23 protein-coding genes are annotated in these 24097 nt (G+C 37.9%); 14 read left to right on the forward strand and 9 right to left on the reverse strand.

Annotated elements, in window-relative coordinates:
• Position 1: 1 nt before the first annotated feature.
• Together bshB1 and WG906_RS02670 are read right to left on the reverse strand one after the other, a co-directional pair.
• Positions 2-721: a bacillithiol biosynthesis deacetylase BshB1 gene (gene bshB1 / locus WG906_RS02665; RefSeq protein WP_339990972.1), complete on the reverse strand. Its 720-nt coding sequence runs from the start codon at positions 719-721 to the stop codon at positions 2-4.
• 150 nt (positions 722-871) lie between these two features.
• A complete protein-coding gene (locus WG906_RS02670; protein ID WP_339990973.1) occupies positions 872-1474 on the reverse strand; it encodes a DUF4294 domain-containing protein in 603 nt (200 codons plus the stop codon).
• 120 nt (positions 1475-1594) lie between these two features.
• On the opposite strand from WG906_RS02670, the gene WG906_RS02675 reads away from it, so the two are divergent.
• From WG906_RS02675 to WG906_RS02690, 4 genes are read left to right on the forward strand one after another with little or no spacing between them, the layout of a single operon-like run.
• Positions 1595-3826: a RelA/SpoT family protein gene (locus WG906_RS02675; RefSeq protein ID WP_339990974.1), complete on the forward strand. Its 2232-nt coding sequence runs from the start codon at positions 1595-1597 to the stop codon at positions 3824-3826.
• 55 nt (positions 3827-3881) lie between these two features.
• A complete protein-coding gene (locus WG906_RS02680; protein ID WP_339990975.1) occupies positions 3882-4355 on the forward strand; it encodes a Fur family transcriptional regulator in 474 nt (157 codons plus the stop codon).
• Between the two features lie 16 nt (positions 4356-4371).
• Positions 4372-5646 (forward strand): adenylosuccinate synthase, encoded by a 1275-nt coding sequence (locus tag WG906_RS02685; RefSeq protein WP_339990976.1) that lies wholly within the window; start codon positions 4372-4374, stop codon positions 5644-5646.
• Positions 5647-5662: 16 nt separating this feature from the next.
• Positions 5663-6931, forward strand: a complete 1269-nt coding sequence (locus tag WG906_RS02690) for an anthranilate synthase component I family protein (protein ID WP_339990977.1) — start codon at positions 5663-5665, stop codon at positions 6929-6931.
• A gap of 56 nt (positions 6932-6987) precedes the next feature.
• On the opposite strand, the gene WG906_RS02695 is transcribed toward WG906_RS02690, so the two are convergent.
• The 3 genes from WG906_RS02695 to nadC are packed head-to-tail and all read right to left on the reverse strand — an operon-like array spanning position 6988 to position 9372.
• Positions 6988-7776 carry a M48 family metallopeptidase gene (locus WG906_RS02695; RefSeq protein WP_339990978.1) on the reverse strand — a complete coding sequence of 263 codons (789 nt, stop codon included), beginning with the start codon at positions 7774-7776 and terminating at the stop codon, positions 6988-6990.
• A 34-nt stretch (positions 7777-7810) separates the two neighbouring features.
• Positions 7811-8461, reverse strand: coding sequence for a glycerol-3-phosphate 1-O-acyltransferase PlsY (gene plsY / locus WG906_RS02700; protein ID WP_339990979.1), 651 nt, complete (start codon positions 8459-8461; stop codon positions 7811-7813).
• A 56-nt stretch (positions 8462-8517) separates the two neighbouring features.
• Positions 8518-9372 (reverse strand): carboxylating nicotinate-nucleotide diphosphorylase, encoded by an 855-nt coding sequence (gene nadC / locus WG906_RS02705; protein WP_339990980.1) that lies wholly within the window; start codon positions 9370-9372, stop codon positions 8518-8520.
• Between the two features lie 205 nt (positions 9373-9577).
• Between nadC and gpmI the strand changes: the two genes are divergently transcribed.
• From gpmI to WG906_RS02720, 3 genes are read left to right on the forward strand one after another with little or no spacing between them, the layout of a single operon-like run.
• Positions 9578-11098, forward strand: coding sequence for a 2,3-bisphosphoglycerate-independent phosphoglycerate mutase (gene gpmI, locus WG906_RS02710; protein ID WP_339990981.1), 1521 nt, complete (start codon positions 9578-9580; stop codon positions 11096-11098).
• Between the two features lie 4 nt (positions 11099-11102).
• A complete protein-coding gene (locus WG906_RS02715; RefSeq protein WP_339990982.1) occupies positions 11103-11636 on the forward strand; it encodes a hypothetical protein in 534 nt (177 codons plus the stop codon).
• A 46-nt stretch (positions 11637-11682) separates the two neighbouring features.
• Positions 11683-12252 (forward strand): CAP domain-containing protein, encoded by a 570-nt coding sequence (locus WG906_RS02720; protein ID WP_339990983.1) that lies wholly within the window; start codon positions 11683-11685, stop codon positions 12250-12252.
• Positions 12253-12345: 93 nt separating this feature from the next.
• Here WG906_RS02720 and WG906_RS02725 read toward each other — a convergent pair whose 3' ends face one another.
• Positions 12346-12984: a tetratricopeptide repeat protein gene (locus WG906_RS02725; RefSeq protein WP_339990984.1), complete on the reverse strand. Its 639-nt coding sequence runs from the start codon at positions 12982-12984 to the stop codon at positions 12346-12348.
• A 351-nt stretch (positions 12985-13335) separates the two neighbouring features.
• Here WG906_RS02725 and lon point away from each other — a divergent pair, with 351 nt between their 5' ends.
• Both lon and WG906_RS02735 read left to right on the forward strand, forming a co-directional pair.
• Entirely contained in the window at positions 13336-15804 is a 2469-nt protein-coding gene (gene lon / locus WG906_RS02730; protein ID WP_339990985.1) for an endopeptidase La, read from the forward strand.
• 59 nt (positions 15805-15863) lie between these two features.
• Positions 15864-16817, forward strand: coding sequence for a lipid A deacylase LpxR family protein (locus WG906_RS02735; RefSeq protein ID WP_339990986.1), 954 nt, complete (start codon positions 15864-15866; stop codon positions 16815-16817).
• Positions 16818-16837: 20 nt separating this feature from the next.
• Here WG906_RS02735 and arfB read toward each other — a convergent pair whose 3' ends face one another.
• A complete protein-coding gene (gene arfB / locus WG906_RS02740) occupies positions 16838-17248 on the reverse strand; it encodes an alternative ribosome rescue aminoacyl-tRNA hydrolase ArfB (RefSeq protein ID WP_339990987.1) in 411 nt (136 codons plus the stop codon).
• Positions 17249-17312: 64 nt separating this feature from the next.
• Between arfB and cmk the strand changes: the two genes are divergently transcribed.
• On the forward strand, positions 17313-17993 hold the full coding sequence (cmk, locus tag WG906_RS02745) for a (d)CMP kinase (protein ID WP_339990988.1): 681 nt from the start codon (positions 17313-17315) through the stop codon (positions 17991-17993).
• A gap of 167 nt (positions 17994-18160) precedes the next feature.
• Positions 18161-19387 carry a glycosyltransferase gene (locus WG906_RS02750; protein ID WP_339990989.1) on the forward strand — a complete coding sequence of 409 codons (1227 nt, stop codon included), beginning with the start codon at positions 18161-18163 and terminating at the stop codon, positions 19385-19387.
• Here WG906_RS02750 and WG906_RS02755 read toward each other — a convergent pair.
• Positions 19384-19593, reverse strand: coding sequence for a hypothetical protein (locus tag WG906_RS02755; RefSeq protein ID WP_339990990.1), 210 nt, complete (start codon positions 19591-19593; stop codon positions 19384-19386). The two genes, WG906_RS02750 and WG906_RS02755, sit on opposite strands and share 4 nt — an antisense overlap.
• A 188-nt stretch (positions 19594-19781) precedes the next feature.
• Here WG906_RS02755 and rpsA point away from each other — a divergent pair, with 188 nt between their 5' ends.
• The 3 genes from rpsA to WG906_RS02770 all read left to right on the forward strand — a co-directional run bounded on the left by rpsA (position 19782) and on the right by WG906_RS02770 (position 23404).
• Positions 19782-21767, forward strand: a complete 1986-nt coding sequence (gene rpsA / locus WG906_RS02760) for a 30S ribosomal protein S1 (protein ID WP_339990991.1) — start codon at positions 19782-19784, stop codon at positions 21765-21767.
• A 146-nt stretch (positions 21768-21913) separates the two neighbouring features.
• Positions 21914-22462 carry a bifunctional pyr operon transcriptional regulator/uracil phosphoribosyltransferase PyrR gene (gene pyrR, locus WG906_RS02765; RefSeq protein ID WP_339990992.1) on the forward strand — a complete coding sequence of 183 codons (549 nt, stop codon included), beginning with the start codon at positions 21914-21916 and terminating at the stop codon, positions 22460-22462.
• A gap of 3 nt (positions 22463-22465) precedes the next feature.
• Positions 22466-23404, forward strand: a complete 939-nt coding sequence (locus WG906_RS02770) for an aspartate carbamoyltransferase catalytic subunit (protein ID WP_339990993.1) — start codon at positions 22466-22468, stop codon at positions 23402-23404.
• 8 nt (positions 23405-23412) lie between these two features.
• On the opposite strand, the gene WG906_RS02775 is transcribed toward WG906_RS02770, so the two are convergent.
• The gene (locus WG906_RS02775) at positions 23413-23976 is read right to left on the reverse strand and encodes a YqgE/AlgH family protein (RefSeq protein ID WP_339990994.1); all 564 of its coding nucleotides are present in this window, start codon (positions 23974-23976) and stop codon (positions 23413-23415) included.
• Between the last annotated feature and the right edge of the window lie 121 nt (positions 23977-24097).

A 24097-nucleotide genomic window follows, 5' to 3' on the forward strand; every position in this document is an offset into this window, starting at 1 on the left:
ATTACCTCAGATTAAACAAATCATCAACACCCAGCAGTTTTTTGCTTGTGAAACCTTCTGCAAACGTAGCACCGATTGATTTACCAAATTCTCTTGCTCTTGCTTCAATTACTTTAACAAAGTCGGGGCTCGAAATATAGGTTTCATGCTCTTCTTCAATATCGGGATTATAAAACTGAGTTTTGAAAGCTTTTATTGAGGCCATTTTTAAATCCCAAAACTCCGAAATATCAATCAAAATATCGGGTTTTATATAGGCATCCTGAATATATTCCAACACCAGCCTGGGGCGCCATGCTACTTGCTGTTTTCCTTCAAAAATGGTAACTATCTTAGGCAGACCTGCCAAAAATGCAGATTCATTTAATAAAAAGCCTCCCCTTCCATGATCGGGATGGCGATCATGTACGGCATTAACAAGAAGTATTTCCGGCTGATATTGCCTGATCTTTGTGATGATCTGCAAGCGATGATCTTCATCATTTACAAAAAACCCATCCCTCATTCCCAAATTTTCACGAACATCTAAGCCCAAAATATTACTGGATTCCTTAGCTTCCAGGTCTCTGGTTTCTGCTGTTCCTCTGCTTCCCAATTCACCGCGGGTTAAATCTATTATCCCTATTTTTTTACCCAAAGCTTTATGCATAAGCAAGGTTCCGGAACAACTTAATTCGGCATCATCAGGATGCGCTGCGAAAGCTAAAATGTCTATTTTCATTTGAGAATATTTGTCTTTTATGGCGTTTAAGCTATCATGAGCTCATATTCATTGCTGCTGGTGAGTGGTATGCTCATGACGTTTTCATTTATTAAACTAGGTGTGTAAATTGGGCTTTATGAGGCAGAGAGGCAAAAAATGAACAGGTATTTAATTATATCCCGCCATTAGAATTATTGCTTCAATATCCCGCTCTTCCTGAGCATTATACTGATGCTTAAGATTATGGCCAGATACTCTTGCAATAGATTGATAAAGAAATGCAGTAACACCGCCTTTAATTTCTCTGACTAAATCGTAGGTGCTTTTTCCGGTTTCGCGGTCGATTAATTTTATGAGAATTTCACCCTGGTAAATCGACATATTTTTAACTTCGCGGTTAAACATATCTTTGATTTCCTGATCGCAGGCCTTAACAAGCTTTCTTTGATCTCTTTTATTTGTGGTTAGTGCAAGGTCCTGACTAAGTTTGGTATACCTATTGCGGGCAAACCTGGCATAAGGAAGCACTTTAAGAACATTATATTTTAGACGGTCGTATTGAAATCTTGCTTCAGGCGTTCTAAAAACACGTGTAATTTTAATGTTTACATCAGCAAGGGGGATCCATGGAATCATTGTTCCATCAATATCGCGGGTAGCATATACCTTTATTGTATCATTCTTACCTGGAGCAACACCAGAATTATTCTCCTGAGCAAAAGAATAACTGAATAATACACATAAAAAAAAGGCAAGACTAAAAATTTTCATACTTTAGGGAGTGCACAAAAATACACCTAATTTCGTTTATAATTAATATCCAATATACGAAATTGTAACCCATTAAGTATAAAGAGGACAAAATTTTGACAGAATGTTTCAGATTTGAATATGAATGAGTTAGTAATTGATCTGGAAGCCGAAAAAGCGGAAATACTTAAAAGGTATCGTGCGTTGTTAAAAGCCTGTAAGTCAACTTTACAGAGGGGGGACAAGCGCCTGATCAGGCAAGCCTTTGACATGGCCCTTGACAGCCATAAAGATATGCGCCGTAAATCCGGCGAACCATATATTTATCACCCTATTGCAGTTGCACAAATTGCTGCAGAAGAAATTGGTTTGGGAACTACTTCCATTGTATGTGCCTTATTACACGATGTAGTTGAAGATACAGCAATTACTCTTGATGATATTGAAAGAGAGTTCGGAAAAAAAGTCGCTAAAATAATAGATGGTTTAACCAAAATTTCCGGCGTCTTTGATACGAACAGCTCTTTACAGGCAGAAAACTTCAGAAAGATGCTGCTTACCCTGGCAGATGATGTCAGAGTAATTTTAATAAAGCTGGCCGACCGTTTGCACAATATGCGAACCATGGATTTTATGCCAAGGGATAAACAAATGAAAATTTCATCTGAAACTATTTATCTCTACGCGCCGCTGGCACACCGCCTAGGTTTATATGCCATGAAATCCGAATTAGAGGATCTCTCCATGAAATATATGGAATCAGAGACCTATAAATTCATCGCTAAAAAATTAAACGAAAAAAAGGCAGAAAGAGAGCAATATGTAAAAGCATTCGTTGAACCCATAAAAGACATACTTGAAGAGCAGGGCCTGACTGCGGAAGTATACGGCCGTCCGAAATCAATTCACTCTATATGGAATAAAATGCGGAGCAAAGGAATTCCATTTGAGGAAGTGTATGACCTTTTTGCCATCCGTATTATATTAGACAGCAAACCGGAAACCGAAAAAGCAGATTGCTGGAAAGCATATTCAATTGTAACTGACTTATATCGTCCTAATCCTGACAGGTTGCGTGACTGGATCTCTTCGCCAAGAGCCAATGGGTACGAATCTTTACACACTACGGTTATGGGTCCTAAGGGCCAGTGGGTAGAAGTTCAAATCAGAACTATGCGCATGAATGAGATTGCTGAAAAAGGATTTGCGGCACATTGGAAATATAAAGAATCTTCGTCAGACAGTGGCTTGGATCTGTGGATACAAAAGGTACGTGAACTCTTAAGCAACCCTGAATCGAACGCACTGGATTTTCTGGATGATTTCAAAATGAACCTTTTTTCTGATGAGATTTTCATCTTTACTCCTAAGGGTGCATTAAAACAACTTCCAACAGAAGCTACTGCGCTTGATTTTGCATTTGATATTCACTCTGATATCGGAGCAAAATGTATCGGAGCAAAAGTAAACCACAAACTGGTGCCACTTTCGCATAAGCTTCAGAATGGTGATCAGGTTGAGATAATCACCTCCAGTAAACAAACTCCTAAAGAAGACTGGTTAAATTTTGTGGTTACCGCGAAAGCGAAATCTAAAATTAAATCAAGTCTTAAAGAAGAAAAACGCCGAGTTGCTGATGAAGGGAAAGAAATTCTGGAGAGAAAACTAAAATCTCTTAAAATAACGTACAACACAGATAACATCAATAAGATTACCTATTATTTTAAATATCCCTCACCTCTGGATCTGTTCTATAATGTTGCTACCGGTGTTATTGATTTAAAGGATCTGAAGCAATTTCAAACCTCCGAAAAAACCATTGAACAACGGTCACCGGAAAAAATTGAAGCTCATCAGATAGAAGGAATTATTAATAAAGTTAAATCTAAAGACAGCAACACCTTACTTATCGGTGAAGATTTACAAAAAATAGATTACAAACTTTCAACCTGCTGTAATCCCATTCCTGGCGATGACGTATTCGGATTTATAACGATTAATGACGGAATTAAAATCCATCGTACAACCTGTCCCAATGCCGCCAAACTGATGGCCAATTACGGTTACCGGATAGTAAAAGCTAAATGGACATCGCAGAAGGAACTGGCGTTTTTAACAGGCTTGCGCATAACCGGAATTGACGATGTGGGCTTAATAAATAAATTAACTACAGTAATTTCTAACGATTTTAAAGTTAACATGCGCTCCATTACGGTGGATAGCAATGAAGGGATTTTTGAAGGCTCCATAATGGTTTACGTGAACGACACGCAACATCTTGACAATCTGATTAAGAAACTCAGGCAGGTAAAAGGAGTAACAGCGGTGACCCGATTTGACTCAGAACACCAAAATATTGATTTGGCTTCATAAAACTTTTAAGATTTCTTATTTTTTTGGATAAATTTGAGCGCTGTTAAAGCAAACTATGCCTGCACAAGAAACTATAGCACTTGTAAAAAAGATTTTTGAGGCTTACCTCGAAAATAAAAACTTAAGAAAAACGCCCGAGCGTTTTGCTATACTGGAAGAAATATATTCACGTAGCGACCATTTTGATGTAGAGTCACTTTACATCCACATGAAAAATAAAAAATATCGTGTGAGCAGAGCGACAGTTTACAATACCCTGGAGCTCCTGGTCTCTTGTGATCTGGTTACCAAACATCAGTTTGGTAAAAATATGGCTCAATTCGAAAAATCATATGGATATAAACAACATGACCATATCATTTGCATAGACTGTGGTAAAGTAGTTGAATTCTGCGATCCGCGAATTGGCCAGATACAATCCATGATGGGCGATTTACTGAAATTTGAAATTAAACACCACTCTCTAAATCTTTACGGCAACTGTGCTAAATTAAAAGCCGGTTATTGTGAATCTTATTCAAAAAATTAATACCAAAATAATTTAAATGGCTGTTGACGTACTCTTAGGCCTCCAATGGGGCGATGAAGGAAAAGGAAAAATTGTTGATGTTCTAAGTCCGAAATATGATTTAATCGCACGCTTTCAAGGTGGGCCTAATGCCGGGCACACGCTGGAATTTGACAATCAGAAATATGTATTGAATACTATCCCTTCCGGAATTTTCAATGAAAAAACCATGAATCTGATCGGCAATGGTGTAGTAATCGATCCGATTATTCTTAAACGGGAACTTGAAAACCTTAAAAAAAGTGGTTTTGATCCTGTAGCAGCCAAAAAGCTGGTTATTGCACGTAAGGCTCACCTTATTCTTCCGACACATCAATTGCTTGACGCTGCCTCTGAAAGTAAGATGGGCGATGGAAAAATCGGCTCTACGCTAAAAGGTATCGGTCCCACATATATGGACAAAACCGGTCGTAATGGCGTTAGAGTTGGCGATACAATGCTGCCTGATTTCAAAGACAAATACAACAAACTGGTAAATAAGCATAAATCTATTCTTTCACACTACGGTGAAATTCCTGATTTCTCAGAAAAAGAAGCTGCGTTCTTCGAAGCAATAGAATATCTTAAGGCAATCCCGCAAGTAGACAGCGAGCATTATGTAAATCAATTTTTAACCGCAGGTAAAAGTGTTTTGGCCGAAGGTGCACAGGGCGCAATGCTTGACGTAGATTTTGGATCTTATCCTTTTGTCACTTCTTCTAATACGACTGCGGCAGGGGCCTGTACTGGTCTCGGCATCGCACCGTCCAAAATCGGTTCCGTAATCGGAATTTTCAAAGCTTACTGCACACGTGTTGGGGGCGGACCATTCCCTACTGAGTTACATGATGAAACCGGTGAAGAACTTCGCAAAACAGGTCATGAATTCGGTGCTACAACTGGTCGCCCACGTCGCTGCGGATGGATTGATCTTCCTGCTCTTAAATACGCTGTCATGCTTAATGGAGTTACCGAACTGGTAATGACAAAGGCGGATGTATTAAGTGGCTTCGACAAAATTTATGCCTGCACGCATTACGAATATAATGGTGAAACTATAGATTATATGCCTTATGATATCTGTTCAATCGAACCCAAACCAGTTTTTAAAGAAATTGATGGTTGGAAAGAGGATCTGACTGGAATTAAAACTATAGCTGAAATTCCAGAAAAATTAATGGCTTATGTAAAGTATTTAGAAGCAGAAGTCGGGGTACCTGTAAAGTATCTTTCGGTTGGACCTGACCGTGTTCAAACTCTGATTTTGAACTAAATTCAAATTTTCCGGCATGGAAATTCATAATCCGGAAGATTTAGATCTTTTTAAGCAAAAAGCATTACAATGGGCTGCCTCTTTTGAGACAGCCTGTTATTTTGACTCAAACGACTATACCGATCCATACTCAGCATTTGATGTCTTAATTGCTGCCGGGACAAACCTGGAACTCAAAAAAAACTCAGGATCAGCATTTACTCACCTTGCTCATTTATTAAACAACAACAAAGATTGGGTTTTGGGTTTTTTAGGTTACGATTTGAAAAACGAAACGGAGAACTTAACATCATCAAATCCCGATCACCTTCATTTTCCGGAACTTTATTTTTTTAAACCTTTACATCTGATTCTTATTAAACAGGGTAAAGTACAAATTTTATCTGCCGAGAAAGATAGAATTTGCGAGCAAATAGAGCAAACTGAGCTGGATAACCTGAATTTCTCTTTTAAGGGGAATATTGAAAGCCGGTTTTCACCTTCTGAATATAGAGATACTGTATCCCGCTTGAAAGACCACATCCGTCGCGGTGATATTTACGAAGCAAATTTCTGCCAGGAATTTTATTCTGAAAATTGTCATCTTGAACCTTTAAATGCCTTTCATGCACTTAATACAATCTCACCAACTCCTTTTGCTACATTCTTCAAATATAAAAGCAGTTACATTATCAGTGCCACACCCGAACGTTTTTTAACTAAACGCGGGGGAAAACTTATATCTCAGCCCATAAAAGGAACCATTAAAAGAAGTACCGACCCTGCTGAAGATGAACTATTAAAACAATCTTTAAAAAACAACAGCAAAGAGCAGGCTGAGAATGTTATGATTGTTGATTTGGTGCGGAATGACCTTACCAAATGTGCTGTACCCGGCAGCGTGGAAGTCGAAGAGTTGTTTGGTATTTATTCATTTGAACAAGTGCACCAGATGATTTCAACCGTAGTTTGCAAAGTCAACCCAGGCCTGAACAATTCCGAAATTATTAAATCTGTATTTCCGATGGGATCTATGACAGGTGCCCCGAAAATCTCAGCAATGGAACTGATCGAGAAATATGAGAGAACTAAAAGAGGTGTCTTTTCAGGAGCAATAGGTTACTTTGCCCCAAATGGTGATTTTGACTTTAACGTTGTGATCAGAACGATTTTATACAATGCCGAAAAAAAATATTTATCATTTCAGGTTGGCAGTGCAATAACGTTTGCTTCTGATCCTGAAAATGAATATGATGAATGCTTAGTAAAAGCAGCAGCAATCCGTAGTGTTTTACTAAATAACTAGATAACCAAGGATGTTATAAATTAAAAATGCTCCGGTTCTCCGGAGCATTTTTAATTTTATCTTTTATAATACTTTCTGGCTTCCGGCAGATTTTTCTGTATTTGAGCGATCCGCGTTTCATCACTGGGGTGAGTACTCAAAAACTCAGGAGGAGTGCCATTACCCTCTTTTGCAGAAGCCATTCTTCTCCAGAATGCTAAGGCATCATCGGGGCTGTATCCGGCCATTGCCATAAAAACTAGGCCTAATCTGTCTGCTTCAGTTTCCTGGGCCCGTCCATATTTTAACAAAGCAAGCTGTCCGCCAATACCATATAACTGTCCAATAGCTTGTGATCCTCCTGTAGCTGCACCCACGATGCCACCCAGAGCCTGTGCTCCCATCATTTGAGAATAACGCTCTTCAGCATGCCTTGCGATAGCATGAGCAATCTCATGCGACATAACAGTCGCTAAACCAGCGTCAGTCTGGGCAACAGGAACCAAACCTGTATATACAGCAACCTTTCCACCAGGCATACACCAGGCATTGATGTCCTTGCTTTGAATCAAATTAAATGCCCATTGAAAGTTATACTGGTTAGCATAACCGTTCTGATTAAGATAGGTTTCTACAGCCCTGGCAATACGTCCGCCAATATTTTTCACCCTGGTTGCGTCAGTACCACTCCTTACAACTACTGTTTTGGGATCATTTAAAAATTGACTATAGGCTTGATCTGCTTCCTGCTGGATAGCTTCTGAATTGGCCAGGCTCAATTGTCGTCGACCGGTTAAAGGCACCGTCGCGCAAGCAGCTAATATTGTTATCAATACCATGCTGCATATTATTTTTAAACTTCTCATAATATTATCTGTGTTTTAATACTTAACGCAAATATTAGTCCAGCTGTTTTTTTCTGAAGAAATTTACTTTAGCTTCTTTGCCTTTTAGCAAGCGTTCAATATTTTTTTGATGGGTTACCAGTATCAAAATGCAGATACACATTCCATAAACGACGATTGACCGCAATGGAGAGTGAAACAGGAATATTACACTGAGGGGAAAAGAAAATCCGGCCGCAATAGAACTTAAGGATACGTATTTTGATATTAAAAGAACTGAAACAAACACGAGAACACATACTAAAGCCGCCATAGAATGCACTGCCAGTATCATCCCGAATAATGTCGCAATTCCTTTCCCCCCTCTAAAACCAGCAAAAATTGGAAATAAATGTCCCATTACCGCAATAATACCGAGGGCTAACTGATAGTTTACAAACTGAACTGAATGTTGGGGCCCGGTAACAGAAAGTCCGATTAAATATGCAAGGTTAGTTGCTGTCCATCCTTTAAAAATATCTAAAAGCATTACTGCGATACCAGCGTTTTTTCCAAGCACCCGAAAGGTGTTGGTAGCACCTGCATTTCCGCTTCCGTATTCACGAACGTCAATACCGTAAAAGGCCTGTCCTATCCACACTGCTGTAGGTATTGATCCAAATAAATAGGCTGCAACAAGGGCAGAAAGAGAATAAATCGAAATCATTCAGGTTACAATATTAAAAAAAAGCAATGCTAAATTCATGCAAAACTCTCCTTAAATTAGTTTTTAACAGCTTTCAGACTCATGTCCAGACTTTTAACCGAATGGGTCAAAGCTCCCATAGACACAAAATCAACACCACAAAGAGCATATTGTAACACATTGTCCTCTGTAATGCCACCAGAAGCTTCCGTAATAAACTTTCCGTTTACCAATTTCACAGCAGTTTTTAATGTTTCGAAATCGAAATTATCAAGCAAAATTCTGTCTACTTCTCCACAAGCTATCACTTCTTTAAGCTCATCTAGGTTTCTTACTTCTATCTCAATCTGAATATTTTTATTATTGTCTTTCAGGTATTTCTTTGCGGCATTGAGAGCCTGGCTTATTCCACCAGCGTAATCGACATGATTGTCTTTGATCAGGATCATATCGTACAATCCGAATCTATGATTCACCCCTCCTCCAATTTTAACCGCCTGTTTTTCAAGGAACCGCATATTAGGAGTTGTTTTACGTGTATCCAAAACCCTGGTGCCGGTATCTTTTAATAAGGTTGCAATCCGGCTTGTGGTTGAAGCTATACCACTCATGCGCTGCATTGTGTTCAACACAAGACGCTCAGCTACTAAAATTGAGTAGCTACTACCTGTAACATTTAAAACAATATCACCATAATTAACTTCAGTTCCATCATTAATAAAAACTTTAATCTCAAGTTTCGGATCAACCTGCTTAAAAATTTCTAAAGCCACATCTACTCCAGCTATTACGCCCGCCTCTTTAATTAAAAGTTTTGCACTCCCCTGCTGATCTTTAGGAATAGTTGACAGCGAGGTGTGATCCCCTTCACCAACGTCTTCTTTTAATGCATCTAAAATAAATTTGTAAAGTTGTTCTTTATAGATTTCCATAATTACTGCGCAAAAATAAGAAATACAGTGAGATTAGTTGATTGATCACTATTGAAAAAACATTGCAACCATATATAAGCCGCATCTGAAACCTCGGACATGACTTTTAGACTTATTTCTTAATTAATAGGTATTTATAGATCAATTTCACGTCGAAATTGTTTTTATCAGAGCCCAAAAGAGCAAAATTATGTAAGTTTGCACCGTGGAAAATAAAAAATTAGCTCTGATTATTCTTGACGGCTGGGGATACGGCAAAGCCGATAAGTCAAATGCCATTGTTGCTGCAAACACACCTTTTTTTGATAAATTAATAGCGAATTATCCAAATTCAACACTGGAAGCTTCGGGTATGGCAGTAGGCTTACCAGAAGGACAAATGGGTAATTCTGAAGTTGGCCATATGAACCTGGGAGCCGGACGGGTTGTTTATCAGGAATTGGGACGCATTCACAAAGCAGTTGAAGACGGTGAATTAATTTCAAACCCCGTTTTAAAAGAAGCGTTTGAATATGCTAAAAAAGAGAATAAACAGGTTCACTTCATCGGATTGGTATCTGATGGCGGAGTGCACTCACATACTAAACATTTAATAGGCCTATGCGATGCCGCAAAAAGTTATGCTTTGGATAAAGTATTTATCCATGCTTTTCTTGACGGCAGAGATACGGATCCAAATTCCGGCATAAATTATATCAGTAAATTAGAAACATATCTATCAACATCTCCGGTAAAAATAGCATCGTTAATAGGTCGTTATTATGCAATGGATAGAGACAATCGCTGGGAACGTGTTAAACAGGCCTATGATGTGATGGTAAATGGGATTGGTGGTAAAACAAGCGATCTGCTTGCTACTATAAAACAACTCTACTCAGAAGGCATAACTGACGAGTTTATGAAACCAATTGTTAAAGTCGACTCCTCAAATCAGCCTTTAGCAGTTATTCAACCCGATGATGTGGTTATTTGCTTTAACTTCAGAACCGACCGGGGCCGTGAAATCACTCAGGCACTTACTCAAAAAGCATTTCCTGAATATCAGATGCAGCCTTTGAATCTGAAGTACATTACCATGACCACTTATGACGAAACTTTTAAAAATGTAAAAGTTGTTTTCACAAAAGATGATCTAACCCAAACACTGGGAGAGGTATTAGAGCAACATGGTAAAACTCAGGTAAGAATTGCTGAAACAGAAAAGTATCCGCACGTTACATTTTTCTTTTCAGGAGGCAGAGAAAAAGAATTTAATGGAGAAAGACGCTTACTTGTACCCTCCCCTAAAGTTGCGACATATGATCTCCAGCCAGAAATGAGCGCAAAAGGCATAAGGGATGCAATCTGCGAGGATTTCGACACCAATAAACCTGACTTTGTTTGTCTCAATTTTGCAAATCCAGATATGGTTGGACATACCGGGGTGTTTGAGGCTGTTGTAAAAGCAGTAGAAACTGTAGATAGTTGTTTACAGTCTGTAGTTGAAAACGGGTTAAAAAATGATTATTCTTTCATCATTATCGCTGATCATGGAAACGCTGACTTTATGGTTAATGAAGACGGCTCTCCCAATACTGCTCATACCACTAACCTGGTACCTTGTATCTTAATTGATAATGACTACAAAAAAATAGCCGATGGCAAACTTGGCGATATAGGCCCAACTATTTTAAAAATTCTAAATGTTCCTATACCAGAAAAAATGACCGGAAATATCCTGGTTTAATATTATGAAAATTTATATTGCAGTATTTCTTGGAGTCTTTCTGGCTGGATGCAGCACAAAGGAAGACTCCAGGAATATGCCTGGAAAATACTTTGACATCCGCGGGTATTTTGAGAAAGAAGCTAAAAGACTTCAAAAGCAAAATCCGGTAATAGAAAAAATAGTTTCGCAGAATATAGACTTTGAAAAGAAACACGTAAGGGTAGCTGACTGGAAAACAGAATTGGAGCTTTTTGCTGAATCTGATATTAATAAACCTGCATGGAAAAGCAGCTACCTGGTTAAAACCAATGGTCCTGACCGAGAATACTTATCTTCTGATAATAATCTAAGGACAAAAAAAATAACGATTCGCTTCTCCGAAAACGGGGCGGTTAAAAAAATCCTGATTTTCAATAAAACATCCAATGCCTTATATACCTCGACGGAAGAATTAACCTATTTTCCTGATTCACTTTACATTATAAAAAAACGCCAAAATGTTCTCGTTATTGGTAAAAACGAGTATTCAATATCTTCAATTTTTAAAAACCAATAATCCAATAAATGACTTAATACTACGTTTTTATTGTCGAATGGGTAATATGAAGAATTTAATTTTAGGGCCACTGGCTCTTTTAATAGTTACATCCTGTGTTGCAAAAAAACCTCAGGCTCCATTAATTAAATCCGCTGCTACCGTAAATCCTGCTGTCAAAAATTCCTTTTTTGAAGTTGTAGATTTTGAAAAAGAGTTTCTCCGACGTATTAATAAAGCCAGATCTGAAGGATGCAAATGCGGAGACACTTATATGCCACCGGTAGAACCCCTGATCTGGAACAATGAATTACAACTTTCTGCACTTGGGCATGCTCAAGATATGGCACGAAACAAATATTTTAGTCACGTAAGTAAAAATGGCGACAGGATCAAAGATCGTATAACGTCTGCAGGATATACTTATGAAGGTTTTCAAAGCTTTACTATAGGAGAAAATATCGCGTTTAATCAGCGAAGCATCAGAGAAGTGATGCAGGGATGGCTAAATAGTCCAAGTCATTGCAAAAATCTTATGAGCCCTGCCTTTAAAGATGTTGGCATTGCCATGCAGAACTATTATTGGGTACAGGATTTTGGCGGAAGAATTCCATTTTCAAGGCGGTTCAGCAGATAAGATCATAAAAAATGGCCTGTCGATTTGCGACAGGCCATTTTATTTTATAAGTAATCTTGAATAGGCTCTGTAAGGACCTTACATTTTCTGTTCTTAATCCAGATTGGTCATATATACCTTAGCCTTTTTCATCTCATCCATAATGTCTTTTCTTCCCGGATTGGCATCTAAAACTCTCTGCAAATCATTGATACAAGACTTATATGAATTTATGGCAATATTCTTATCGTATACCCGTGGATTCTTTTGTCCTTTTAAAATCGCATAATCGCGATAAGCAATAGCCCGGTTCTGATACAACTTCTTATCTTCCGGATTTATTTCCAGAGCTTTACTATAATCTTTAATACTGGCTAATAATATTTTTTCACGTTCTAAAGGAGTTAATGCACTATTCATTTGTGCCCCCAGAAAATTTCTCGCCTTGCCGCGGTAATAATAAGATGAAACATCGTTGGGACGTAATGAAATTACTCTACCAAATGTGCTGATTGATTTTTGAAAATCACCTGAATGATAATATGAATAGGCCAGCATATATAAGACATCGGCATTATTTGCTTCCGCGGGTAAAGATTTTTCAAGATGAGTTACTGCATTTTTAAAATCGCCATCTAAAACGGCTTTATGCCCCAGTCGCACGTAGGGATTGGTAGATTCTGAGCTTTGCTGAGCATTAACAAAACCTGCAAAAAAGAATAAAAAAGAAAACAGAGCGATAATTACTTTCATTTGAAATTTATAAGTTGACTTGTTGCTGAAACGTATAATTATTAAGATTATTCTATTCCAGTACTTCAATGCATAATTAATTATAATTATAACGGATTGAAGAATGTAATAATACACAAGGTTAATTATTTTGTTGCTTTGTTTAAAAAAAGAATTATCATTGAACTGACTTTTTAACAGCATAATTAAATTTTAATCATGCTTCAATGCTCCTGGAGAGCAATTATATAAGTAGTTTTTAATTATCGCACCAATTTAATTTGATTGGCATAAGCATTGCACACTATAGGCATTCAGAATAAATACACCGCAAAAAAAGAATCACTGTCAATTTGACGAAAAAGGAAATGCATGAGCAACTTTGATTTTAATCAAACACTACCTATAATAAATGAAGATACCGAATTCTTTCCTTTGATGTCTCAGGAAGACGAAGAGGAAATGAACAATGAAGCTACACCGGAAACCTTATCCATTCTTCCGTTACGCAACACTGTGTTGTTTCCTGGAGTGGTTATCCCTATTACTGTTGGACGGGATAAATCCATTAAGCTAATTAAGGATGCATATAAGGGCGACCGTACCATTGGAGTAGTTTCACAAAGAGATGTGGCCATAGAAGACCCGCAGTTTGATCAGTTAAATAATGTAGGTACTGTTGCATTGATTATTAAAATGCTTCAAATGCCTGATGGAAGTACTACCGTAATCATTCAGGGAAAACAGCGCTTCAGATTAGGAGAGGAAGTTCAAAGCGAACCTTACATTAAAGCAACTATCAATAAGTTTGAAGAGATAAAACCAAAAACAGATAAAGAGTTTAAAGCCGTAGTTGCTTCGGTGAAAGAACTTGCGATGCAAATTATTCAGCTCTCTCCCAACATACCAAGCGAAGCGGGAATAGCTATAAAAAACATTGAGAGTACCTCGTTTCTGATCAATTTCATTTCTTCTAACATGAATGCTGATGTTGCGATAAAGCAACAAATGTTAGAGGTGGCAAATCTGCACGATCGCGCAAGAATGGTTCTTGAACATCTCACAATCGAGCTTCAAATGCTTGAACTGAGAAATCAGATTCAGATTAAAGTAAGAACTGACCTGGATAAACAGCAGCGCGATTATTTTTTAAATCAGCAATTAAAAACTATCCAGGAAGAATTAGGCGGAAACTCACCGGATCTTGAGTTGGATAACTTAAGACAAAGGGGGGTAAAAAAGAAATGGTCAAAAGAAGTAAATGATCATTTTTCTAAAGAAATGGATAAACTGGCTCGAATGAATCCCGCAGCTGCGGAATATTCGGTTCAGGTTAACTATCTGGAATTATTGCTGGATCTTCCATGGAATGAATTTACTAAAGACAATTTCGATTTAAAGCGCGCCCAGCGAATTCTTGAAAAAGATCACTTTGGCCTTGAAAAAGTAAAACGGAGAATAATTGAATACTTAGCTGTTTTAAAGCTAAAAAACAATATGAAGGCTCCTATCCTTTGTCTGGCAGGCCCTCCGGGAGTTGGGAAGACCTCTCTTGGTAAATCTATCGCAAAAGCTCTGGGAAGAAAATATGTCAGAATGGCTTTAGGAGGGATTCGTGACGAGGCAGAAATTCGGGGTCATAGAAAAACTTATATTGGCGCCATGCCCGGCAGAATTATTCAATCATTAAAAAAAGCAGGAGCTGCAAACGCGGTTTTTGTTTTAGATGAGATCGATAAAGTCGGTAATGATTTCAGGGGTGATCCATCTTCTGCTTTATTAGAGGTACTTGATCCGGAACAGAACAACGCCTTCTACGATCATTATGTAGAGCTTGATTACGATTTATCGAATGTGATGTTTATTGCTACAGCAAACTCTTTAAGCAATATCCAGCCTGCCCTTCTGGACAGGATGGAAATAATTGAAGTTAATGGCTATACAATTGAAGAAAAAATAGAGATAGCGAAGCAGCATTTGCTGCCCAAACAATTAGAGCAGCACGGCTTAAAGAAAAAGGATGTCGCTCTGAAAGCCTCAGTAATTGAAAAAATTATCGAAGATTATACCCGTGAATCTGGTGTGCGCGGATTAGAAAAAAAGATAGGATCAGTGGTGCGTGGAGTTGCTACCAAAATAGCTATGGAAGAAGAATTCACATCTGCTTTGAGCAAAACGGATGTGGAGAAGATTTTAGGTCCTCCAATTTTTGATAAAGACCTTTATGAAGGAAACGAAGTAGCCGGCGTTGTAACAGGTCTCGCCTGGACACAGGTTGGCGGCGATATTTTATTTATAGAGGCCAGTCTTAGTCCGGGTAAAGGAAAGTTAAGCATTACCGGCAATCTCGGCGATGTAATGAAAGAATCTGCCTCTATTGCAATGGCCTATCTTCGTGCTCATGCTGCTCAATTTAAGATAGACCATCGCCTTTTTGAATTATGGGATGTGCATGTTCATGTTCCTGCCGGAGCAACACCGAAAGATGGTCCTTCAGCAGGTATAACGATGCTTACTGCCTTAACTTCGGCCTTTAGTCAACGCAGAGTTAAACAACATCTGGCAATGACTGGTGAAATTACTTTACGTGGAAAAGTTTTACCAGTTGGTGGAATCAAAGAAAAGATTCTTGCAGCTAAACGTGCTAATATAAAGGAGATCATCCTGAGTAAATCGAATGAAAAGGATATTCTGGAAATTAAGGAAGATTATATTAAGGATCTGAAGTTTCATTATGTTAAAGAAATGAAAGAAGTGATTGACCTTGCCTTAACTAATGAAAAAGTTAAAGACCCGATCGATCTTAATATAAAAGAACCGGCAACCCCTGTTTTAAATTAACTTATAGAAAATTATAATACATAAGCCGGCAATTTTTGCCGGCTTTTTGTTTAAGAGATATGAAGTCCACTTTATTAACGATCCTTTGTTTTCTTATCGTCTGTAGTCCAGGCTTTAGTCAGGATAAGAATTATTCAAATGAATTTGGATTTCGAAGTGATAATGATTCCTTTTTAGCTTTAGGCCAGGACCAATATTATACAAATGGGTTATTCATAAGCTTCAGGCATGCTCTTAAGCAGGATACATTGCTAAGTAAGTCGGCTAAAAAAATATGGGAAATCGAGGCTGGTCATTCCATCTTCAACCCACACTCAGGTCATGTAGAAAACATACAGAACGTGGATCGGCCATTTGCTGGATATTTATATGCCGGCGCAAAATTCTCCTGGCTTTTTAAAAACCAGCAATCGGTTGAGCTTGCCATAAATATTGGCACTGTCGGACCTAACGCACTCGGAAAAGAAGTACAGGAAGGTTTACACAAAACCATCGGATTTTATACTATTAAAGGCTGGGAATATCAGGTAAATAATGAAACTGGCGTTAATTCCTCCTTTAAATATTCCAGATTACTTTCAAAAAAACAACAAGACAATGATTTCAGTCTTAATACATACGCGAATATCGGAAGTACATTTTCAGGTGCCGGTGCAGGAATACTATTCAGAGCCGGTCGTATAAATGAGTTTTTTCAATCCGTAAGTACGAATAGCAGAATCTCTAATTTTAGCGGCGATTCTATTCCTGAAAAAGAATTTTTTTTCTTTACCCGTCCAATGTTGAATTTTGTTGGTTACGATGCTACAGTTCAGGGGGGTATGTTCCGGGAGAATAAAGGACCGGTTATTTTTAAGCCCAATAGGTTCCAGTATTCTCATGAGTTCGGAATAAACTATGCCGTGAATCGGTGGACCTTGAATTTCTCAGTAACGTTCAAATCCAGAGATGTTAAAACGCAAGATTCAGCGCATCAATTTGGATCAGCCATGATCTATTACCGGTTCAACTAAATACACGCCTTCTGAGATCATTAGTCGAAATCACGCTTACTCCTGTTTATTTTTTTTACAGCTTGCTGCTGTTTATTTTTTAGCCGCTTTTCTATGGCTGATTTTTTGGGCTTTGTTGCTTTACGTAATTTATGGAAGTGAAGGGCGTTTTTGATTAGAGAATATAATTTTTGAAGAGACCTGTCTTTATTTAAATATTGACTTCGCTCCTCCTCACTTATTACCTGAATTAAGCCTTCGGCTGTCATCTTATTTGAGAGTTTTTGCTTTAAGCGCTCTTTCTCCTCACTATTAAATAGAGTTGAGGACTGAAAATCAAAATTCAATTCAACCTTGCTCGACACTTTATTTACATGCTGTCCTCCCTTTCCTCCACTTCGCGAAGTCTTATATGTGGTATTAGGCAACAGATCATGAATTGAAAATTCCATGATCAAATTAACAAAATAAACTTGTAATGTTTTAAAATCCACTTCAAACAATAACTTTGTCGTAATGAACCATAATATTGTTATAGCTATTGATGGCTATTCATCATGCGGAAAAAGCACCTTAGCCAAAGCTCTGGCAAAAAAGCTTCATTTTATTTATGTCGACAGCGGATCTATGTACCGTGCCGTAACACTTTATCTCCAGCGGAATGCCATTGATGTAACTAATGAACAGCAGGTGAGCGACGCTCTTAAAAACATTCATTTAAACTTTCACTCCCGAGATTATCAAACTCACATCACACTTAATGACGAAGAGGTTTCTGAAGAAATCAGAAACATGGCTGTATCAGAGTTGGTAAGCGAGGTTAGTGCCATCAAAGCTGTAAGAAAAGAAATGGTTAAACAACAGCAGCGTATGGGACGATCGAAGAACATTGTAATGGACGGAAGAGATATAGGCACGACCGTTTTTCCGGATGCTCAGGTTAAAATATTCATGACAGCAGACCCCAAAATAAGAGCTGAACGGAGGTTTAAGGAATTAAGTGCCAAATCAGAAAGCATAACCCTCGAAGAAGTTTTTGAAAACCTGGCACACCGGGATTTTCAGGACACAACCCGAAAGGAAAGTCCCTTAACCCGGGCAGAAGACGCCCTGATTCTCGACAATACAGAACTAACTGAGGAAGAGCAGCTTCAATTTGCACTGGAAAATATCACTCCCTTATTAACCAACAGGTAAAGCATCGAAATTTACATTCAGTAAACGGTTTTATTACGATTTACTCAAACTTTCTACTCAATCGATAGTTATTGTACTGGTACATAAAAAGCAAATCATATAAAGAAAAGAAATGCTTTTAATTCAGATAATAATACAGCGGTTCTCTACCAAACTGCCGATTCTAAATGAAAATTGCAATTTCAACTATCGGAACCAGAGGCGACGTTCAGCCGTATGCCATACTTGGTCAGGCTTTAGCCAACCGGGGACATGATGTTACTTTATCAACCGCCAGAAACTTTAAATCGCTGGTTGAAAGCTATGGAATTAATTTTCACCCTATAAATGTAGATTACGAAGAAATTCTTAATTCTGAAGAAGGCAAAAAAATATTAAAAGCCAATTTGTTTGCCATACAAAGAAACCTCGACAAATTGATTTATCCTTTGATAGAAAACTCGCTTAACGAGTGTTATCAAATGGCACAAACTAGTGATCTGTTTATTTACAGACCTAAAACATTAGCAGATGTATTTACAGGACAACTGCAAACCAAAGCTGTAAGAGCCGCTGTAGTTCCTGCCATGGAAGAAACAGCAGCTTTCTTAAACCCCATTTTAAGCGGCTTCTGGTTACCAGGGTTTATGAACAAATGGAGTTACAAATGGGTTAATCTCAGGTACAGAGTTCTGCGAAAACCAATAAATCAATTTTGTTTACAGAATGGTTTACAGGAACATAAGCCTCAAATAAAATATAATATTCCGTCGATTTACGGCATCAGTGAACATTTTCTTGAAAGGCCTAAAGATTGGTCGAAAGCGCACCAGCTTACAGGATTTTGGTTTTCAAACAGCAAAACAGAATTATCTAAAGACATCTGCGATTTTTTGGATGATGGAGAACCACCAATTCTGATAACCTTCGGTAGTATGCCAATTAAGAAAGAGATAGCCGGAATGATTATCCAAACTGCTTCAGAAATAAACGAACGTTTCCTGATAGCTGCCTGCTGGAGCGATTGGAATATTCCGGAAATTAAACTTTCCGAAAATATTAAAATTATTTCATCGGTACCTTTCGAAGCCTTATTGCCAAGAGTAAAAGCTATTGTACACCATGGAGGCATAGGCACAACGGCCGAATGCTTAAGAGCCGGTAAACCAATGTTCGTATGCCCGGTTCTATACCCTGTTGGTGATCAATATTTTTGGGGAGACCTGGCATATAAAAAAGGACTGGCTGTTAAACCTGTTCCTATTTCACGGCTTAATCCTAGCATTTTTAAAGAAAGAATATCTCAATTAATTACCAGTGCCACTCTTAAACATAATTGCGAAATAATGGCAGAAAAACTGGCAGCGGAAAATGGGGTTGAAAATGCGGTAAAGTTAATAGAAGAGGGAATCTAATCCCCTCCTTCATCTTTTTCTGATAAATTCTGAGAATCCAGCATCTGTTCGTCATGCGGGGTTTCCCAACTTAATCTGTGTTTTCTTGGTGAGGTTTTAAATGAATCGTCAGCAGGCTTTAAGGTCTCATTGAACCCGTCTGATTCCGCCGTCTTTCCAGTTTCATTCTCTTTTATTGTCTTGTTGTTATCTGAAGTACTTTCCATGACTTTATCTATTGATGAACATAAATTATAACACATCGATTCAACTGCTGTTTCGATAAAGAAATTATAGTGCTGCAACACAGAGATATAGAAATAAATTATTCCGAAAAAAATCTTTAGTTTAAAAATGTATTTCCCTACCTTTGCAGTCCTGATTCAAAATCAGGAAAAAGGAGAAAAATTAATTAATGGCCAAAAAACAAGAAGCAGAAAAGGAACTAGCTGCAAAATCAGCAGAACTCCTTGGCGAAGAAACCACAAGGGTTACAGAAAAAGAAAGCATTGAGTCAGAAGCTGATTCATTGTCAATTGAAGACATTAAGTCTAAAACCTTAGTTACACCAACCGGAGATTTCGATTGGGATGCTGACGACAAAGGGTTTGGCAACTACAGCCAGGACGAGCGTGCTAAGCTTGAACAAATGTATGCAGGTACTTTCAACCAAATCAATAAAGGTGAAATTATCAGTGGAACTGTTGTTAATATTAACAGCAAAGATGTGATCTTAAACGTTGGATTTAAATCTGATGGTATGGTATCACTATCTGAATTCCGTGATACTCCAGACCTTAAAATTGGTGATAAAGTTGATGTATTTGTTGAATCACAGGAAGATCTTAATGGACAATTGGTTCTTTCACGTAAACGTGCAAAAACTCAAAGGTCATGGGAGCTTATTAATGAGGCTCTTGAAAACGATGTGATCATCAATGGTTATGTGAAAAGCCGTACAAAAGGTGGTCTTATTGTTGACATCATGGGTGTTGAGGCATTCTTACCAGGCTCTCAAATTGACATCAAACCAATCCGCGACTACGATATATACGTAGGCAAAACAATGGAATTCAAGGTTGTGAAAATTAATCACGAATTTAAAAACGTGGTTGTATCTCACAAAGTTCTTATTGAGGACGATCTTGAAAACCAAAAAACTGAAATTGTTGCCAAACTTGAAAAAGGTCAGGTTCTTGAAGGAACAGTTAAAAACATCACAGATTTCGGTGTATTTATCGATCTTGGCGGCGTAGACGGATTACTACATATTACAGATATTTCATGGGGCCGTATTGAGCATCCGAAAGAAGTTTTATCACTTGATCAAAAAATCAATGTGGTTGTACTTGATTTCGATGATGAGAAAAAACGTATTGCCCTTGGTTTAAAACAACTTACTTCTCATCCTTGGGAATCTTTAGATACTTCTATTGCTGTAGGATCTAAAGTAAAAGGTAAAATTGTAACTGTTGCAGATTATGGTGCGTTCCTTGAAATCACTCCGGGTGTTGAAGGATTAATTCACGTATCAGAAATGTCATGGTCTCAAAACCTTCGCAATCCTCAGGAATTCCTGAAGGTTGGTGATGAAGTTGAGGCTCAGGTATTGACACTTGATCGCGATGAGCGTAAAATGAGTCTTGGTGTTAAACAATTAACCCCAGATCCATGGCAACACATTGCTGCTAAATATACTATTGGTAGCAAACACAAAGCTGTTGTTAAAAACATGACCAACTTCGGTGTATTTGTTGAAATCGAAGAAGGAATTGACGGATTGATTCACATCTCTGATCTTTCATGGTCTAAGAAAGTTAACCACCCTAACGAATTCACCAAGGTAGGTGAAGAATTAGATGTTGTTGTTCTTGAGTTAGACGAAGAGAATCGTAAATTAAGTTTAGGTCACAAACAACTTGAGGAAAACCCTTGGGAAACGTTTGAAACTATCTTTACTTTAGATTCAATTCATGAAGGAACTGTTTTGAAAGTTACGGATAAAGGTGCCATTATTGCATTACCATACGGTGTTGAAGGATTCGCTCCAAGTAAACACACTGTTAAAGAAGATGGTAAAGTTTTAAAAGCAGAAGAAACCGCTGATTTCAAAATAATTGAATTCAATAAAGAATCCAAACGCATTGTAGTATCTCACTCTCGTATATGGGAAGAGGCTAAAAACGAAGCCCGTAACGAAGAAAGAGCGCAAAAACAAAAAGATGTTAAAGCGACTTCAAGTGCAGTGAAAAAAGTTAAAGAATCAGTTGAAAAATCAACCTTAGGTGATTTAGGTGTGTTAGCACAACTTAAAGAGCAAATGGAAGGTGCTGAAAACAAAGCGGCAAAAAAATCTGCAGCTAAAAAATCAGAAGAAGCAACTGAAGAAGGAGCTGAATAATTAGTTCTTACCTCGTAATATAAATCCCTGCTAAACTGGCAGGGATTTTTTTTTGCTCTTCAATGGCTTTATTCATAATTTGATGAAATAGCATTTTTTGTCTCATCCATATAATTAATTTTTTAACTTTGCCCAAATCTTAACTGATGCAAAACTTAACCCTTTTAGACGGACAGAAGTTTCAGATAACTATTCAACGCCTCTGTCATCAGTTAATAGAAAATCATAACGACTTTTCAAACTCGGTAATTCTTGGGATACAACCCCGGGGAATATTCCTTTCAAAAAGAATTGCAGCAGAATTAAAAAATATACTTCCTGAGGCAACCATACTAAGCGGAAATCTTGATATTACCTTTTTTAGAGATGATTTTCGGCGACGTGAAGGTCCCTTAGTACCCAACAGCACTCAAATCGATTTTATCATCGAAGGAAAGAAAGTTATCCTTATCGACGATGTATTATGGACCGGACGAACAATCCGATCAGCGATGGATGCGATGCTGGCTTTCGGGAGACCGGAAAAAGTTGAGCTATTGGTTTTGGTAGACAGGCGGTTCTCCAGACATTTACCAATTGAGCCAGATTACATCGGAATACAGGTCGATTCCATTAATTCGCAAAAAGTTTTAGTTACCTGGGAAGAAGCTGACCAGGAAGACAAAGTTATTTTATTATCAGAAGCAGCAGACTAAGTAATGGCGGAAAACTATCAGAGGTTGAGTACGAGGCACCTTTTAGGAATAAAGGATTTAAATGAGCATGACATTCAACTGATTTTTGAAACTGCTGATACTTTTAAAGATGTGTTAAACCGGCCAATTAAAAAAGTACCCTCTTTACGTGATATTACAATCGCAAATATCTTCTTTGAAAATTCAACACGTACAAGACTTTCCTTTGAACTAGCTCAAAAAAGATTATCGGCCGACACAGTAAATTTTGCAGCTTCATCTTCTTCAGTTAGTAAAGGTGAAACACTGATAGACACAGTAAACAACATCCTCGCCATGAAGGTAGATATGGTTGTAATGCGTCACCCCTATCCGGGAGCCGGAGTTTTCTTAAGCAAAAAAGTTGACGCTCAAATTGTAAATGCAGGCGACGGGGCTCATGAACATCCTACCCAGGCTTTATTAGATGCCTTTTCCATTAGAGAAAAATATGGTGATGTAGCAGGTAAGAAGGTGGCAATTATAGGCGATATTTTACATTCCCGAGTAGCCCTCTCGAATATATTATGCCTTCAAAAGCTGGGTGCTGAAGTTATGGTTTGCGGACCTACCACCCTCATCCCCAAGTATATTAAATCTCTTGGTGTAAAGGTCGAATTCGATTTAATGAAAGCCTTAAACTGGTGTGATGTAGCTAATATGCTTCGTATTCAATTAGAGCGGCAAGACATCAAATATTTTCCATCGCTTAGAGAATATTCTATGCTATATGGCTTGAATAAACAAATTTTAAACTCCTTGGATAAAGAAATAACAGTTATGCATCCAGGGCCGATTAACCGTGGGGTGGAAATCACAAGTGATGTAGCAGATAGTAAACAGTCTATTATTTTAGAACAGGTCGAGAATGGGGTTGCCATCCGTATGGCAGTATTATATTTGCTGGCAGGACAAAGGGATTAGTAAGTAGATTAATTCCAAAGAGGGTTTTCGGGGAAATTAACGATATGTGCGTACTTGGGCCCTAAACCAATAACAATATCTTTCCACAGACTTTCTTCCTGGTCAGAAAATAAAAGATCTGGATTATAATTATTTGTAACCAACCAGGTGTTTTGTTCAAGCTCTTTATCCAGTTGGCCCAAATCCCAGCCAGAATACCCAACAAAAAACATAATTTCATTTTCAGCTATCTGATGATTGTTAATCAGAAGACTTAAGGTTTCAAAATTTCCTCCCCAATAAATGCCATTCGCTATTTCCGCACCGCTATTCATCCGGTCGAAACAGCGATGAATAAAATGAAGGGTATCATTTGCTACAGGACCACCAATGTATACCGGAAACGCAGCATCTTTAAAATCCGGAACCAAATCTTTTAGCAGGAAATCGCTCCGTTGATTCAACACATAACCTACAGTTCCATCTTCATTATGCTCAGAAATCAAAACTACAGATCGTTTAAAATTCGGATCGAGCATAAATGGTTCTGATATTAATAAACTTCCGGTCTTTGGTGATACTTGGTTTATCATAATATCTTAACAAGTTTAATCTAAGATATGTTTTTTGACTATTTTTATTTCATTTTAATTTAAACAAAATTTATAAAAAATTAAAAAAATTTCTCTCTGTAGACCTTCATGTTTACATCAA

Origin of the sequence: Pedobacter superstes (assembly GCF_037622515.1) — a bacterium.
Taxonomy (GTDB): Bacteria; Bacteroidota; Bacteroidia; order Sphingobacteriales; family Sphingobacteriaceae; genus Paradesertivirga; species Paradesertivirga superstes.